This window comes from Brevundimonas sp. MF30-B (genome assembly GCF_004683885.1).
Lineage (GTDB): Bacteria > Pseudomonadota > Alphaproteobacteria > Caulobacterales > Caulobacteraceae > Brevundimonas.
In genome coordinates, this window is record NZ_CP038440.1 from 2,245,266 (window position 1) to 2,259,974 (window position 14,709).

The following is a 14,709-nucleotide window of genomic DNA, read 5'->3' on the forward strand; positions in this document are numbered from 1 at the left end:
ACGCTAGCGAGCGGACGCGGCCAGCCTGTCGTTGACCAGCTCCGCCGGACCGTAACCCAAGGCCTCCAGCCGCTCGCGCTGGCTCGCCGCGTCGCCGACCACGACATAGATCATGCGGTCGGTGTCGATATAGCGGTCGGCCAGCGCCTGCACCTGCTCGATGGTCAGACGGTCGATGACCTGGGCCTCGGCGCTGAGGTAGTCGGCCGGCAGACCGTAGTCGCCGATGGCTTCCAGCACGCCCAGCTTGGCGCCGGAGGTCTCGAAGGCGCGCGCCCGGCTGCGCGACAGGGCGCTCTGCGTCACGGTCAGGTCGTCGGCCGTGAAGGTCGAGCCGTAGTCGCGCAGGATGTCGCGCGCCAGGGTCGCGGCCTCCAGCGTCACATTGGAGCGCACCGAGCTGCGCAGCGCATAGTCGCCCAGCGTCCGCCGCGCCTGAAAGCCCGAACCGACGCCATAGGTGTAGCCCGCGCCCTCGCGCAGCTGCTGGGTCAGGCGCGAGGCGAAGCCGCCCCCGCCCAGGCGATAGTTGGCCGCCACGCCCGGATAGTAGTTCGGATCCTGCCGGGTCAGCGACGGCGCGCCGAACATCAGCACGGACTGGGCCGCGCCGGGCACGTCATAGAAGAACACTCGCGATCGCTCCGGCGGCGGCGGACTGGCGTAGGCCGGGACCTCGACCGCGCGATCGGGCCAGCGCGCCGCCATCCCGCGCAGCGCCGCCGTGGCGCCCGCCTGATCCACGGCGCCGACGACACGGAAGCGGGCGTTGGAAGGCGACCACAGGGCCAGCATGGCCTTCAGATCGTCCATGTCCAGCGCGGCGACCGAGGCCGCCGTGCCCAGCCGGTTGCGCGACAGGATGTGGTCATCGCCGTAGGCCACAACGTCATAGACGCGCTGGGCGATCTGAACCGGCTGAGACTGCTGGGCGGCCAGCTGAGCCGTGATCGACGATTTCAGCAGCGCCAGTTCGGCCTCGTCCCAACGCGGCTCCAGCAGCATCTCCTCGACAATGGCCAGGGTGGCGTCGAAGTTGCGCGACAGGGTCGTGCCGGTGATCAGGAAGCGCTCTTCGCCCGAAGCTACGGTGACGGAAGCGCCCAGGGCCTTCAACGCATTCTCCAGCTCGGCGGGCGTACGGCGCGCCGTGCCGCGGTTCATGAGGGCCGCCAGCATGTTGGCGGCGCCTGGCTGCTGCGGATCGTCGAACAGCTGGCCGCCGTCGACCGACAGCTGGAAGGTGACCAAGGGCACTTCGTCGTTCTCGATGCCCGAGACCTTCACCCCATTGGGCAAGTCGGCGTTCCAGATCGAGGGCGACGCAACGACCGGCGTCGGACCGGCAGGCGGCTCGACCGTGCGGTCGATGGCCGAGGGCGTGCGCTGCACGACCGCCTGGGCGGCGTTGGGATCGACAGCGGCCTCGGCGCCCTGGACGATCGGCTCGATCACGACGCGCGCGACCTCCGAGCCTTCCAGCGCCAGCTCGGCCTGTCCGCGCGGGACGAAGCTGGTGGCCACAAAGGGTCGATCCTTGATGTAGGTGCGGTAGACCCGGGCCACGTCCTCGGCAGTGACGGCCTGGATGGCGGCCAGATCGGCGTCCGGCGTGGTGCCGAAGAGATCATAGCGCGCCAGGGCCGAGCCCTTGCCCAACACCGAACCCAGCGAAGCGTAGAAGCCGGCCTCCGCCTGCGTCTTGACTCGTTCCAGGGCGGCGGCGTCGACCCCGTCGCGCTCGAACCGCGCCAGGCCTTCGTCCAGCCGAGTCTTGACCACGTCCAGGTCCGTGCCGTCGAAGGCGGTGACTTGCAGTTGAGCCATGCCGGCGATCTGCTGGCTCATGGCCCAGCCGCCGACGGAATCGGTGACCTTGGCCTCTTCGACCAGCAGCTTGGTCAGCGGCGAATCGCGGCCGTCGGTCAGCAGGGTCATCAGCGTGTCCAGCGCCGCCTCGTCCGCATGGCCGCGCTCCACGCCCGGCCAGGTCAACGTCAGGCGCGGAAGGCGGGCGAAGTTGTCCTCATGCATCAGCCGCCGGCTCTCGCTCAGCTGGGCCGGCTGCGGGCGGACGGCCGGCGGCTCCTCCCCGCGCGGGATCTCAGCGAAATAGCGTTCGACCCAGGCGCGGGCCTGGTCGGGATCGAAGTCCCCGGCGATGACCAGGGTCGAGTTGTTGGGCGTGTACCAGCGGCGATAGAACTCCTGCACGTCCTCGAGGGTCGCGGCGTCCAGATCGGCCAGCGAGCCGATCACCGGCCAGCTGTAAGGGTGCCCCTGCGGGAACAGGTTCTCCAGGATCACCGTGAAGGTGTGGCCATAGGGCTGGTTGTCGTTGGACTGGCGCTTCTCGTTCTTGACGACCTGCTTTTCCTTGGCGAGCACAGGCTCGGTCACGGTGTTGATGAAGAAGCCCAGCTTGTCGGCCTCGGCCCAGATCATCTTCTCAAGGGCGTCGTTCGGCACTGTCTGCAGATAGTCGGTCAGGTCGAAGCTAGTGGAGCCGTTGGCGCCCGAGCCGCCGATGCGCGCACTCATGGCGTCCAGCCCGCCGGGGCCGAGGTTCTCGGAGTTCAGGAAGAACAGGTGCTCGAAAAGATGGGCGAAGCCGGTGCGGCCCGGTGTTTCGCGGGCCGATCCGACGCGCGCCGCCAACACGACGGCCGTGACGGGATCCGACTTGTCGACGTGGAAGATGACCCGCAAGCCGTTGTCCAGTTCGAAGGTCTGGATCGGGATCAGCCGGCCGGTCGTTGCGGCCGATGTCGCGGCAGCGGCGGATGGATCGGCGCTCTGCGCCAGAACCGGGCCGGACAAGGCCACTAGGGCTGCCCCCGCAACCGAGGCGATCAGGATCTTGCGCATTGTGGTCTCCCCCATTTCCGCGAGGCCGATGTTAGCCGCGTCCGCACAAAACATGCACGCGCGTGTCGCCGTATGACGGCGAATTCATCAATTCGCCACGCCCGCGCCGCGGATGAAGCCAATGGGAGGTTGTGGCAGCCTCGCCACGCTCCCGGCATGTTTTGCCGTGACGGGAGCCTTCGCACCCCGCCACGGTTCTGCATTTCAGCCCGTTCACCTTGGATCGACCGCGTGACCTTGGTCCCCGTCCTGCCCCATTCCTACAAGCCTCGCCCGCGCAAAGGCGAGAGCCTGCTGCGACGTCTGCGTCGATGGGGCGTGATGGGCATGGGCGGCCTGCTGGTGCTGCTGGGCATATTGATCGCGCCCCTGCCAGGTCCGCTAGGCGTGCCTGTGTCGCTGCTCGGCCTGGTGCTGATCCTGCGTAACTCCTACTGGGCCAAGCGGCAGTTCATCCGCGCGCAGTATGCACGGCCGAAATGGGTCTATCCCTTCCGTCGGCTGATGCGGAAGAAACCGGAGTTCGCGCCCGTGTTCTGGCAGCAGGCCCTGCGGGCGGAGAAGCTGGTGGTCAAACGCCCGCGGCGTCGTCTGGTCCGACTGCGCAAGGGTTTGCGCCGATACATCCGCAAACTCTTTCGCTGAAGCCTTCGCGGTCGCGAAACACCCGCCCATCCATCTCGCAACCGCGAAGCACGGCAATGTGAACGCCGCCGCCAGCCAAAGGCGTATCCTCCCAAGTGCGTAATCGGAACGACCAACGGCGTTGGGAGGCGCTATCGTTATGATGTCACGCGTAAAAAAGGGCATGATCGCTGGTTTCGCGGCCACGCTCGCAGTATCCGTTCTTGAACTTGTCAACATGATGCTTGGCTCGCCGGTCATGTCGTTCCCAGCCATCGTCGCCAGCATGCTGGGAATGCCTGGAAATCTGGCCGTCGGCTGGATTGCTCACCTGATCTCCGGGACCGTCATCCTGGGCGGCCTTTTCGGCTACCTGTGTCCCCGCATTCCCACCACAACGCCGGCGACCAAGGGCATAGCCTTCGCCATCGGCGCCATGGTGGTGATGATGACGGGCGTGTTCCTGTTCGGCGATCCCCGCATGTTCCGCGGATCGGACGGGTTCGGCACGATCGCCTGGGTGTTGTTCACCCACGCCGTCTTCGGTGTAGTGTTGGGCAACGTTTATGCGGCCTTGGTGGCGCGCGAACGCCGCGCCGCCTCCATGGCTCACGCGCAGCCGGCGCACTGAGCCCCCAATGATGAAGCCCCCGCCGTCGCCGGCGGGGGCTGAAGTCGTGGGCGGATCTGTCGCCGATTAGTTCAGGCGCTGGCCGATCTGGGCGATGGCCTGATCCAGGATGGGATCGGCGGCCTTGGTCTCAACGCGCGCCGCCAGGATGCGCTCGGCTGCGGCGACGGCCTGATCGACCGCAGCGGCTTTCACATCGGCCGCGGCCTGAGCCTCGGCCTGGGCGATGCGGCGCTCGGCCATGGCCTGACGACGTTGCAGGCTTTCTTCCAGCTTGACCTTGGCGTCGGCCTCCAGACGGCGGGCGTCGGCCTCGGCGGCGGCCAGCATCTCGGCGGCCTGAGCCTCGGCCTCGATCTTCTCCTGACGGATTTGCGCCAGAAGAGCTTCGGCCTCGGCGCGAAGCCTGGCGGCCTCGTCCAGTTCGGCCTGAATCTTGGCGGCCTGACCGTCAAGCGCGCCGGTCAGCGCCTTGGGCGCCTTGGCCATCACCACGATGGCGAAGAACAGGACCAGGCCGACACCGACCCAGAAGTCGGCGCTGGACAGGCTCCAGAAGGCGGGGTCGAAGAACTTGGGCATCAGACGGCTCCCTTGACCGAGGCCAGTTCGGACGCGCTGGCGTCCTTGCCGGTCAGGCGTTCGACGATGGCGCGGGTGGTGTCTTCGGCGATGGACGAGACATTGGCCATGGCCGCGTCACGCGTCTGGGCAATGCCGGCTTCGGCCTCGGAGATGCGGGCGTTCATGGCGGCTTCGTCGGCGGCCTGGCGGGCATTTGCCTGCTCGGTCACGCGTGCCTTGGCGGCGGCGGCCGTGGCGCGCGACTCGGCGCGCGCCTTGGCGACTTCGGCCGAGGCGGCTTCGGCCTGGGACTGCGCCTCGGCCTGAACCGCGCGAGCGGCGCTGACGGCGCTGGTGATGGCGCCCTCGCGCTCGTCGCGGACGGCGCGCAGACGCGGCAGGAAGACCTTGGAGAGCAGCAGGTAGAGAACCACGAAGATCAGCAGCAGCCAGACGATCTGCCCGGCCCAGTACTGCATCTCGAGTTGCGGCAGGCCGCTGGAGCCGTGCTCGCCGCCATGCTCGACGCTGGCGGTGTAGGCCGCGGCGTCGGTGCCGCTCGGCGTCACCGCATCCTCGCGGATGGCGACGGCCGTTTCAGGCAGCAGTTCGTTTCGCGCCGAGACGGCGCTCGGATCGGGGGCGGCCATGGGCTCTATCCGCTGTTCTCAGAATGACATGAACGGCGGCGCGGCCATGAGACCACGCCGCCGTCCGGGTAGACGTATTCGCTTAGGCGAACAGGCAGAGCAGGCCGATCACGAAGGCGAAGATGCCCAGGGCTTCGGCCAGGGCGGCGCCCAGGATCAGGTTGGTGAACTGGCCCGGCGCAGCCGACGGGTTGCGCAGCGCGCCTTGCAGGAAGCCCGAGAAGATCAGGCCCACGCCAAGCGCCGAGCCGATCATGCCGAGAGTGGCCAGGCCCGCGCCGATGTATTTAGCAGCTTCAGCTTCCATGATGTCGTTTCCTGAGTTGGAAGTTTGAGAAGAAGGTAGAGAGGTTGAGCGGTCCGAACCGGCCTAGTGCTGGTCCAGGTGCACGACGTCGTTCAGATACACAGTGGTCAGAACGGCGAAGACGAAGGCCTGAAGGAAGGCCACAAGGAACTCCAGGGCGGTGATCGCGACCACGCCGCCCAGCGCCAGGATGGCGCCCGGAATGCCGACCAGGCCGAACGCGCCCAGCGAAACCACGAAGCCTGCGAAGACCTTCAGCGCGACGTGGCCGCCCAGCATGTTGCCGAACAGACGAAGCGCCAGCGACACCGGCCGCAGCAGGAACGAGATGAACTCGATCGGGGTGACCAGGATCAGCAGGTACCACGGCACGCCCGACGGGGCGAAAAGCTTGAAGAAGCCGATGCCGTTCTTGGCGAAGCCGACGCCGATGACCAGCAGGATCGTCAGGGCCGCGAAGCTGGCCGTGACCGCCACCTGCGAGGTCGCGGTGAAGACGGTGAACATGCCCAGCAGGTTCAGCGCCAGGATGAAGACGAACAGCGTCAGGATGAACGGGAAGAAGGCGCGGCCTTCCTTGCCCATGATCCCGGTTGCGAGATTGTCGATGAAGGAGAAGGCCCCCTCGCCCACCACCTGCATCCGGCCGGGCACCACCTTGGGCCGGGCCGTCACGGAGGCGAAGAACAGCACGATCAGGCCGGCGGCCACCATCATGGCCAGGACCGAGTTGGTGATCGACAGGTCGATCGCCCCAAGGCCGGGCACGTGGACGGTCGGAAGGTCGACGACCTTCTTGACCTGGAACTGATACATCGGATCGGCCATGCCGCCCGGTCTCCTAAGTCAAAGCGCCACACCGCCGGACGACGGTCTGGTTAGCGTTCCTATTCGCTCTCGATCTCGTCGGGCAGATCGCGCGGGGGTCCCAGTTCCTGAGCCGCCTTGGCGCTCATTTTCCGGGCCGAGCGAAGCGCCAGCCAGATCGACAGGCCGAAACCGATAAGGGTTCCGGCGATGATTCCCGCAGGCATGGTGCCGACCAGAAGGTCGAAACCCCACCCCAGGCCCAGACCGATGGCGAGGCCGCCGATCATCTCGCCCATCAGGCGATAGCCGTACCCCGCCGCCTTCGCCCCATAGTCGGAGACCGGGGGCACGGCCCGCGTCTTGAGCGCATCGGCCTGCTCGTTGAGGCGTTTGATCGCCTCTTCGCGCGATTCCGGTGGCAGGGACATAGGGGCCTCAGCACTTCGACAGGGATGCCGAAGGGGGTCTGAATTCGGCGCGGAACCTATAGGCGAGGCCGGATTTGGTCAAGGCGAGTTCGCCCCTAACCAAGCCGTTGTTCTGCAATGATTTTCCCTGATGCGCCTGACCGCGCGGCGAACGGTCGCTGGCGAGGACGGCTCACAGAGACTAGGTTCGCCTCATGAACGCGCCCTTTCCGATCCCCGAGACGCCCCGCCGCCCCCTGTCGGTGCGCCTCGCCACGCCGCGCGGCTTCTGCGCCGGGGTGGACCGGGCGATCCAGATCGTTGAGCGCGCGATCGAGAAGTACGGCGCGCCCGTCTATGTGCGCCACGAGATCGTGCACAATCGCCATGTGGTCGAGCGGCTGAAGGCCATGGGCGCCGTCTTCGTAAAGGAGCTGGACGAGTGCCCGGACGACCGGCCCGTGGTCTTCTCGGCCCATGGCGTGCCAAAGGCCGTGCCCCAGGCGGCGCGCTCGCGCGACATGTTGTACCTGGACGCCACCTGCCCCCTGGTCTCCAAGGTCCATGTCGAGGCCGAGCGCCACCACGCCCAGGGCCGCCACATCATCCTGATCGGCCATGCCGGCCACCCCGAGGTGGTCGGCACCATGGGCCAGCTGCCGCCGGGCGCCATCAGCCTGGTCGAGACGGTGGAGGACGCCGAAACCTTCCAGCGTCCGGGAGAACAGCCCCTGGCCTACGCCACCCAGACGACCCTGTCGGTGGACGACACGGCCGGGATCCTGTCGGTGCTGAAGCGTCGCTTCCCCGAGCTGCCCGACCCGCACAAGGAAGACATCTGCTACGCCACCACGAATCGCCAGGAGGCCGTGAAGCGGCTCGGCGAGGGCTGCGACCTGGTGCTGGTGATCGGTTCGGCCAGCTCGTCCAACTCCGCGCGGCTGGTCGAGGTGGCGATTCGCGCCGGGGCGCGCGATGCCCGCCTGATCGACGACGCCTCGCATGTGGACTGGTCCTGGCTGGACGGGGTGCAGACGCTGGGCGTCACCGCCGGCGCCTCCGCGCCCGAGCGTTTGATAGAAGAGCTGATCGCCGCCGTCACCGCCCGATTCGATGCGGCCATCACCGAGGACGACGGCGCGCGCGAAACGGTGACCTTCAAGCTTCCGCGCGCCCTGACCGAATAGGCCGGAACCGGGCTCCTGTTCACGACTTGTAACGGCCGCCCTCGCCTTCGTGCTCGCCGCGCGTTAGACGGGGCCGCCCGGCGCGGGCCAACTCGCCCGGGTCCGACCACGGCTCAGGGGCTCGAGACCAGAAATGACCAAGTGGGTGTACGGCTTCGGCGGCGGATCCGCCGATGGCGATGCGTCGATGAAGAACCTTCTCGGCGGCAAGGGCGCGAACCTGGCCGAGATGTCGTCCCTGGGTCTGCCTGTGCCCCCCGGCTTCACCATCACCACCGAGGCCTGCGTCCACTACTATTCTAACGGCCAGTCCTATCCCGACGGTCTGACAGGTCAGGTCGACGAGGGGCTGAAGGCCGTCGAAGGCGTGGTCGGCAAGCGATTCGGCGACGCCGAGAACCCGCTGCTGGTTTCTGTCCGCTCGGGCGCCCGCGCCTCCATGCCGGGCATGATGGACACGGTGCTGAACCTGGGCCTGAACGATCAGACGGTCGAAGGCTTGGCCAAGCTCTCGGGCGACCGCCGCTTCGCCTTCGACAGCTACCGCCGCTTCATCACCATGTACTCCAACGTGGTTCTGGGCCTGGGCCACGATCAGTTCGAAGAGATCCTGGACGATCACAAGGACCGGCTGGGCGTATCGGTCGACACCGAACTGACCGCAGCCCACTGGGAAAAGGTCGTCGGCGACTACAAGGCCCTGGTCGAGCGCGAGCTGGGCCGCTCCTTCCCGCAGGATCCGGCCGACCAGCTGTGGGGCGCCATCAGCGCCGTCTTCGCCAGCTGGATGAACGACCGCGCGAAATTCTATCGCCGCATGCACGACATCCCCGAAAGCTGGGGCACGGCCGTCAACGTCCAGTCGATGGTGTTCGGCAACATGGGCGAGACCTCGGCCACCGGCGTGGCCTTCACCCGCAATCCCTCGACCGGCGAGGCGCGCCTGTACGGCGAGTTCCTGATCAACGCCCAAGGCGAGGACGTGGTGGCCGGCATTCGCACGCCTCAGTCCCTGACCAAGGCCGGCCGCGAGGAGATGGGTGAGACGGCCCCCTCGATGGAAGAGGCCATGCCCGAGGTGTTCGGCCAGTTCGTCGATGTCGTCGGCCGGCTGGAAAGCCACTACCGCGACATGCAGGACATCGAGTTCACGGTCGAACAGGGCCGCCTCTGGATGCTGCAGACCCGCAATGGCAAGCGCACCGCCAAGTCCGCGCTGAAGGTCGCCGTCGACCTGGCGGCCGAGGGCGTCATCAGCCAGGAAGAGGCCATCAGCCGCGTCGAGCCGTCCGCGCTGGACCAGCTTCTTCACCCCACCCTGGACCCCAACGCCGAGCGCAAGGTGGTGGCCACCGGCCTGCCCGCCTCGCCGGGCGCGGCCACCGGCAAGGTGGTGTTCGACGCCGACGAGGCCGAGCGCCTGTCGCAACTGGGCGACGCGGTCATTCTGGTTCGCGAGGAAACGAGCCCCGAGGACATCCACGGCATGCACGCGGCGCGCGGCATCGTCACGGCGCGCGGCGGCATGACCAGCCACGCGGCCGTGGTGGCGCGCGGCATGGGGCGCCCTTGCGTGTCCGGCGCCGGGGAAATCCACATCGACGAGAAGGCCGGAACCTTCACCGCGCGCGGCCGCACCTTCAAGGCTGGCGAGGTCATCACCATCGACGGCGGCAAGGGCGAGGTGCTGGACGGCGCCGTGGCCATGATCGAGCCGGAGCTGACGGGCGACTTCCAGACCCTGATGGGCTGGGCCGACGGCGTGCGCCGCCTCAAGGTCCGCGCCAACGCCGAGACCCCGCTAGACGCCAAGACCGCGCGCGGCTTCGGCGCCGAGGGGATCGGCCTGTGCCGCACCGAGCACATGTTCTTCGACGACGCCCGCATCGCCGCCGTGCGCGAAATGATCCTGGCCGACGACGAGGCCGGCCGTCGCGCCGCCCTCGCCAAGATCGCGCCTTTCCAGAAGGCCGACTTCGTCGAGCTGTTCGACATCATGGCCGGCCTGCCGGTCACCATCCGCCTGCTCGATCCGCCGCTGCACGAGTTCATTCCGCACTCCGACGCCGACATCGACGCCTTGGCCTCAGGCTCCGGTCTGGACGCCGCCAAGCTGAAGCGTCGCGCGCGCGAACTGCACGAAACCAACCCCATGCTGGGCCATCGCGGCTGCCGCCTGGGCGTGGCCTATCCCGAGATCTACGAGATGCAGGTCCGCGCCATCCTTGAGGCGGCGCTGGAGGTGAAAGCCAAGTCGGGCCAGGCCCCCATTCCCGAGATCATGCATCCGCTGGTCGCGCTGGGCCTGGAGATGAAGTACCTGCGCGAACTGACCGACCGCACGGCTGAGGCGGTGTTCGCCGACGCCGGCGACCGCGTCGAATATCTGGTCGGCACCATGATCGAACTGCCCCGCGCGGCGCTGCGGGCGGCCGACCTGGCCGAGCACGCCCAGTTCTTCAGCTTCGGCACCAACGACCTGACGCAGACCACCTTCGGCATCAGCCGCGACGATTCCGGCCGCTTCCTTCAGGCCTATATGGACAAGGGCATCTTCGAGACCGACCCCTTCGTCCGCCTGGACCAGGAAGGCGTCGGCGACCTGATCGGCATCGCGACCGAACGCGGCCGCGCAGCGCGGCCCGACGTCAAGCTGGGCATCTGCGGCGAACACGGCGGCGACCCGTCCTCGATCGACTTCTGCGAGCGGACCGGGCTGGATTACGTCTCCTGCTCGCCCTACCGCGTGCCGATCGCCCGCCTCGCCGCCGCCCAGGCCGCCCTGTCGGCGCGCTCGGGCGAGGCCCGCGAGAAGGACCGCTAGGCCTCAGCCGCGTTCTGCGACGGCCCATCCCCATGGGCCGCCGAAGTCGCCGTCGATGATACGCCAGTCGTCGGAGGGCCGCCACGCGGTCTTATTCGACGACGGATTGAAGGCGCACAGCAGCCGCCTGTCCCCCTCCCCGCGCTCGAAGACGATCAGAGGGTCGGGCGCATCGACCCAGCGGAAGGCCCCGGAGCGCAGAGCTTCGTGGGCTCGGCGAAGCGCCAGCAGTCGGCGGGTCAGGTTCAGGGTCGAGCTGGGATCGGCCTTCTGAACGTCGACGGCCAGGGCGGCATGGCGCGGGTCGACCGGCAGCCAGGGTTCCGTGGCCGAGAAGCCCGCGTGCGGGTCATCAGACGCCCACGGCATGGGCGTGCGGGCTCCGTCGCGACCCAGGGTCATGGGCCAGTTGGCGATAGCCTCGGGATCGACCAGCCGGTCGAACGGCACCTCGGCCTGCGGAAGGCCCAGCTCCTCGCCCTGATATAGGAAGATCGTACCGCGCAGGCAGGTCAGCAGGGCCAGCAGCATCTCCGCGGCGGGCCTGCGTTCGGCCTCGAGGGCCCAGCGCGAGACCGCGCGAGGCGCATCGTGGTTCGAGAAGGCCCAGGCGGGCCAGCCGTCATGCCAGGCCTGGACGCTGTCTCGCACAAGGGCGGGCGTCAGCCGGTCGGCGTACAGGAACTGGAACCCATAGGCCGTCGACAGCCGCCTGGGGGCGGTGAAGGCCCGCATCTCGGCCTGGGCGTCCGCTCCGACCACCTCGGCCACGGTGAAGGCGTCGCCGATCTCGGCCTTCAGCTCGGTCAGGAAGTCGGCGATGCCGGGCTGGGATTGATTGTGGAGATGAAGCTGAAAGTCGAAGGGTCGGGTGCGCGGCCCCGGCGGCGCGGGCGGATTGTCGGTCAGGTCCGGGTCGAACAGGGCGAAGTTGATGGCGTCCAGCCTAAAGCCGTCCACCCCCCGATCGCGCCAGAAACGGGCCACGTCGATCATCGCCCTGCGAACCGGCGGATGATGCAGGTTCAGCTGCGGCTGCTGGGGCAGGAAGTTGTGCAGATAGTACTGGCCGCGCCGCGCATCCCAGGTCCAGGCCGGGCCGCCGAAGACGGACTGCCAGTTGTTGGGCGGCGAACCGTCGGGCCTGGCGTCGGCCCAGACGAACCAGTCCGCATGGTCGCCCTGTCGCGCCTCGCGGCTGGCCTGGAACCAGGGATGATGGTCCGAGGCATGGCAATAGACCTGATCCACGATGACCTTCAGCCCCAGGGCGTGAGCTCGCTCGATCAGGGCGTCGAAGTCCGCGAGCGTGCCGAACACCGGGTCGACGTCGCAGAAGTCGGCGATGTCGTAGCCGAAATCCGCCATTGGTGAGCGATAGAAGGGCGACAGCCAGATTGCGTCGACGCCCAGCGAGGCCACGTGGTCCAGCCGCGCCGTGATCCCCTTCAGGTCGCCCACGCCGTCGCCATTGCTGTCGGCGAAGCTGCGCGGATAGATCTGATAGACCGCCGCCCCGAACCGGGGATCATCCTCGGGCCGCATTCGGTCAGGCCTCCTCGGGATCGCCGTCGCGGAACCGCCACTTCATGAACAGCACGCCCGACGCCATGACCAGCGCGCAGCTGTTGGCGAAGGTCACGGGCCAGGCGCCGGTCATGACGCCGTAGATGACCCACAGGATGAAACAGGTCACCGTCAGCGAGTAGGTCTTGAGACTGACCGACGAGGCGTCGCGCTCCTTCCAGATCTTGAAGGCCTGGGGCGCAAAACTGGTGATGGAGCACAAGGCGGCGGCAGTGCCGACCGTGTTGGCGATCAGGTCGCTCATTTGGCGACGCCGGCCTGGGGCGCAGCGTTTGTCGCCAAGTCCTCGATGCGCACGGCGGGCTTGCCCCTGACGGCGCGAGCGGGCTTGCCGGCGTGCACCGCCAACGCCCGTTGCTCGACCTCGTCCAGGATGACGGCCAGCTCCTTGTCGGTCAGGTGTTCGATGCCGATAAAGCGGGCGTCGGCCTTCTTCACCGCATAGACCAGCTCGTCCAGCTTGGCGTGCATGGCCGCCGCGTCGCGGTTTTGGGTGTTCTGGATCAGGAACACCATCAGGAAGGTGACGATGGTGGTGCCGGTGTTGATGACCAGCTGCCAGGTCTCGCTGAAGCTGAACAGCGGTCCCGACGCCGCCCATCCCGCCACCAGCGCCAGGCAGGCGATGAAGGTCCAGGGCCGACCCGTGATCTTGGCGGTGGCGTTGGCGAACCGGTTGAACAGCTTTTCCATTTCGCCCTCAACGACGGCGGATCAGCGCGGTTGCATCACCGGCGGCCGCCGCGCCTGGGTCGCCCGCTCATAGGCGTGGCCCAGCGACAGGATGCGGGCGTCGTCCCATCTGCCGCCGATGAAGCTGAGGCCCACGGGCATGCCCCGGTCGAAGCCCATCGGCACGGTCAGGTGCGGATATCCCGCCACCGCCGCCAGCCGGCTGGACGAGCCCTGCATCTCGTCATCGTCCTTGGGATCGTTGGTCCAAGCCCGCGAGGTGGTGGGCGCGATCAGGGCGACCACGCGGTTGTCCCGCATCATCCTGTCGATGCCTTCGGGGCCAGCGGCGCGCAGCGAACGGGCGCGGGCCTCGACATAGGCCGGATCGGTCAGGCCGCCGGTCGCCTCGGCCCGCTCGAACAGGTCCTGGCCAAACAGGACGGTCTCGCGGGGCTCGGCGGCGTTGAAGGCGATGACGTCGGCCAGGGTCCGCGTGCGAACCTGGGCGGGGTTGGTGGAGGCCAGATAGGCGTTCAGGTCGTGCTTCAGCTCGGTCAGCAGCACGACGATCTCCCAGCCGCCGATCTGGCGCATTTCGGCGGGCGCCTCGGTGATCTCGACGATCTCGGCGCCGGCGCGGCGCAGGGCCTCCAGGTTCTGCTCGAAGACGGCGCGCGTCTCTTCGGAATAGGTCGGCAGCAGGAAGCGCATCACGCCGATGCGCGCGCCGTTCAGGCTGCCCGCATCCAGCGCCGCGCGATAATCGACCTTTCGCGCGTCAGCCTCGGCCGTGGCCGGGTCCAGTGGGTCCGAGCCGGCGATGGCGGTCAGGACGATGGCCGCGTCCTCGACCGTCGTGGTCATGGGCCCGGCCGTGTCCTGGCTGTGGCTGATCGGCACGATGTGGGTGCGCGACACCAGACCCACGGTAGGCTTGAAGCCGACGATGCCGTTCACCGACGCCGGGCACGTGATCGAGCCGTCCGTCTCCGTCCCGATGGCGGCCGGCGCCAGGCCGATGGCCACCGCCACGGCGCTGCCCGAGGACGAGCCGCAGGGGGTGCGCTCCAGATCGTAGGGGTTGCGCGTCTGGCCGCCGACCGCGCTCCAGCCGCTGATGCTCTCGGACGAGCGGATGTTGGCCCACTCCGACAGATTGGTCTTGCCCAGGATGACCGCGCCCGCCTCGCGCAGACGCGCCACGATCGGCGCGTCCCGACCCGGCGCATTGGCCGCCAGCGCCAACGAACCGGCGGTGGTCGGCATGTCGCGCGTCTCGATATTGTCCTTGAGCAGGATGGGCAGACCGCCTGCGCCCTCCGCCGACGACCAGCGCACGCCCGGCTGCCCAGGTGTCCATAGGAGGACGCTGGCGGTCGCCGCATCCCGGGAGGGGGCGGCGCGATAGGCCAAGGCGTCCCTGGGCATGGTCGCGCAGGCGCCCAGCGCCAGGGCCGCCGCGACGACGACCGCGCCTCGCCCTGCCCGCTCGTGCCCCCAGCGACGCACATCCCGTCGATCCAAACCGCGACGCGTCATTGTCAGCCCATCCCCAAAAGTCGTCAGCCTGACGCC

14 protein-coding genes are annotated in these 14,709 nt (G+C 68.2%); 4 read left to right on the forward strand and 10 right to left on the reverse strand.

What is annotated here, in order from left to right; genetic code table 11:
* Window positions 1–3 precede the first annotated feature (3 nt).
* The gene (locus E4M01_RS11380) at window positions 4–2,868 is read right to left on the reverse strand and encodes a pitrilysin family protein (protein ID WP_135064587.1); all 2,865 of its coding nucleotides are present in this window, start codon (window positions 2,866–2,868) and stop codon (window positions 4–6) included.
* A gap of 231 nt (window positions 2,869–3,099) precedes the next feature.
* Between E4M01_RS11380 and E4M01_RS11385 the strand changes: the two genes are divergently transcribed.
* Both E4M01_RS11385 and E4M01_RS11390 read left to right on the forward strand, forming a co-directional pair.
* Window positions 3,100–3,513 carry a hypothetical protein gene (locus E4M01_RS11385; protein WP_245158278.1) on the forward strand — a complete coding sequence of 138 codons (414 nt, stop codon included), beginning with the start codon at window positions 3,100–3,102 and terminating at the stop codon, window positions 3,511–3,513.
* 142 nt (window positions 3,514–3,655) lie between these two features.
* Window positions 3,656–4,123 carry a DUF6789 family protein gene (locus E4M01_RS11390; RefSeq protein ID WP_371682925.1) on the forward strand — a complete coding sequence of 156 codons (468 nt, stop codon included), beginning with the start codon at window positions 3,656–3,658 and terminating at the stop codon, window positions 4,121–4,123.
* A gap of 66 nt (window positions 4,124–4,189) precedes the next feature.
* Here the strand turns inward: E4M01_RS11390 and E4M01_RS11395 are convergent, their stop codons facing one another.
* From E4M01_RS11395 to E4M01_RS11415, 5 genes are all read right to left on the reverse strand, one after another.
* The gene (locus tag E4M01_RS11395) at window positions 4,190–4,705 is read right to left on the reverse strand and encodes a F0F1 ATP synthase subunit B (RefSeq protein WP_135064584.1); all 516 of its coding nucleotides are present in this window, start codon (window positions 4,703–4,705) and stop codon (window positions 4,190–4,192) included.
* Entirely contained in the window at window positions 4,705–5,337 is a 633-nt protein-coding gene (locus E4M01_RS11400) for a hypothetical protein (protein WP_135064581.1), read from the reverse strand. Before E4M01_RS11400 ends, E4M01_RS11395 begins: the two co-directional genes overlap by 1 nt.
* Before the next feature lie 82 nt (window positions 5,338–5,419).
* Window positions 5,420–5,644, reverse strand: coding sequence for a F0F1 ATP synthase subunit C (locus E4M01_RS11405; RefSeq protein ID WP_135064578.1), 225 nt, complete (start codon window positions 5,642–5,644; stop codon window positions 5,420–5,422).
* 63 nt (window positions 5,645–5,707) lie between these two features.
* Window positions 5,708–6,472: a F0F1 ATP synthase subunit A gene (locus E4M01_RS11410; protein WP_135064575.1), complete on the reverse strand. Its 765-nt coding sequence runs from the start codon at window positions 6,470–6,472 to the stop codon at window positions 5,708–5,710.
* A 59-nt stretch (window positions 6,473–6,531) separates the two neighbouring features.
* The gene (locus tag E4M01_RS11415; protein ID WP_135064572.1) at window positions 6,532–6,882 is read right to left on the reverse strand and encodes an AtpZ/AtpI family protein; all 351 of its coding nucleotides are present in this window, start codon (window positions 6,880–6,882) and stop codon (window positions 6,532–6,534) included.
* A gap of 194 nt (window positions 6,883–7,076) precedes the next feature.
* On the opposite strand from E4M01_RS11415, the gene ispH reads away from it, so the two are divergent.
* Window positions 7,077–8,048: a 4-hydroxy-3-methylbut-2-enyl diphosphate reductase gene (gene ispH / locus E4M01_RS11420; protein WP_135064569.1), complete on the forward strand. Its 972-nt coding sequence runs from the start codon at window positions 7,077–7,079 to the stop codon at window positions 8,046–8,048.
* Between the two features lie 133 nt (window positions 8,049–8,181).
* The gene (ppdK, locus tag E4M01_RS11425; protein ID WP_135064566.1) at window positions 8,182–10,872 is read left to right on the forward strand and encodes a pyruvate, phosphate dikinase; all 2,691 of its coding nucleotides are present in this window, start codon (window positions 8,182–8,184) and stop codon (window positions 10,870–10,872) included.
* A 3-nt stretch (window positions 10,873–10,875) separates the two neighbouring features.
* On the opposite strand, the gene E4M01_RS11430 is transcribed toward ppdK, so the two are convergent.
* Genes E4M01_RS11430 through E4M01_RS11445 form a run of 4 tightly spaced genes read right to left on the reverse strand, consistent with a single transcriptional unit; the run spans window position 10,876 to window position 14,673 of the window.
* Window positions 10,876–12,417, reverse strand: a complete 1,542-nt coding sequence (locus E4M01_RS11430; RefSeq protein ID WP_135064547.1) for an alpha-amylase family glycosyl hydrolase — start codon at window positions 12,415–12,417, stop codon at window positions 10,876–10,878.
* 4 nt (window positions 12,418–12,421) lie between these two features.
* Window positions 12,422–12,703 carry a SemiSWEET family sugar transporter gene (locus E4M01_RS11435; protein WP_135064544.1) on the reverse strand — a complete coding sequence of 94 codons (282 nt, stop codon included), beginning with the start codon at window positions 12,701–12,703 and terminating at the stop codon, window positions 12,422–12,424.
* Window positions 12,700–13,152, reverse strand: a complete 453-nt coding sequence (locus tag E4M01_RS11440) for a low affinity iron permease family protein (protein WP_135064541.1) — start codon at window positions 13,150–13,152, stop codon at window positions 12,700–12,702. The genes E4M01_RS11435 and E4M01_RS11440 overlap by 4 nt, the downstream gene beginning before the upstream one ends.
* Before the next feature lie 21 nt (window positions 13,153–13,173).
* On the reverse strand, window positions 13,174–14,673 hold the full coding sequence (locus E4M01_RS11445) for an amidase (protein WP_245158276.1): 1,500 nt from the start codon (window positions 14,671–14,673) through the stop codon (window positions 13,174–13,176).
* Window positions 14,674–14,709: the final 36 nt, after the last annotated feature.

Bases quoted from the DNA above. Each gene is read 5' to 3' on its own strand.
- E4M01_RS11410 (WP_135064575.1), bottom strand. From the start codon at position 6,472: ATGGCCGATCCGATGTATCAGTTCCAGGTCAAGAAGGTCGTCGACCTT.
- ppdK (WP_135064566.1), top strand. From the start codon at position 8,182: ATGACCAAGTGGGTGTACGGCTTCGGCGGCGGATCCGCCGATGGCGAT.
- E4M01_RS11395 (WP_135064584.1), bottom strand. From the start codon at position 4,705: ATGCCCAAGTTCTTCGACCCCGCCTTCTGGAGCCTGTCCAGCGCCGAC.
- E4M01_RS11440 (WP_135064541.1), bottom strand. From the start codon at position 13,152: ATGGAAAAGCTGTTCAACCGGTTCGCCAACGCCACCGCCAAGATCACG.
- ispH (WP_135064569.1), top strand. From the start codon at position 7,077: ATGAACGCGCCCTTTCCGATCCCCGAGACGCCCCGCCGCCCCCTGTCG.
- E4M01_RS11400 (WP_135064581.1), bottom strand. From the start codon at position 5,337: ATGGCCGCCCCCGATCCGAGCGCCGTCTCGGCGCGAAACGAACTGCTG.
- E4M01_RS11380 (WP_135064587.1), bottom strand. From the start codon at position 2,868: ATGCGCAAGATCCTGATCGCCTCGGTTGCGGGGGCAGCCCTAGTGGCC.
- E4M01_RS11445 (WP_245158276.1), bottom strand. From the start codon at position 14,673: ATGACGCGTCGCGGTTTGGATCGACGGGATGTGCGTCGCTGGGGGCAC.
- E4M01_RS11390 (WP_371682925.1), top strand. From the start codon at position 3,656: ATGTCACGCGTAAAAAAGGGCATGATCGCTGGTTTCGCGGCCACGCTC.
- E4M01_RS11405 (WP_135064578.1), bottom strand. From the start codon at position 5,644: ATGGAAGCTGAAGCTGCTAAATACATCGGCGCGGGCCTGGCCACTCTC.
- E4M01_RS11435 (WP_135064544.1), bottom strand. From the start codon at position 12,703: ATGAGCGACCTGATCGCCAACACGGTCGGCACTGCCGCCGCCTTGTGC.
- E4M01_RS11430 (WP_135064547.1), bottom strand. From the start codon at position 12,417: ATGCGGCCCGAGGATGATCCCCGGTTCGGGGCGGCGGTCTATCAGATC.
- E4M01_RS11415 (WP_135064572.1), bottom strand. From the start codon at position 6,882: ATGTCCCTGCCACCGGAATCGCGCGAAGAGGCGATCAAACGCCTCAAC.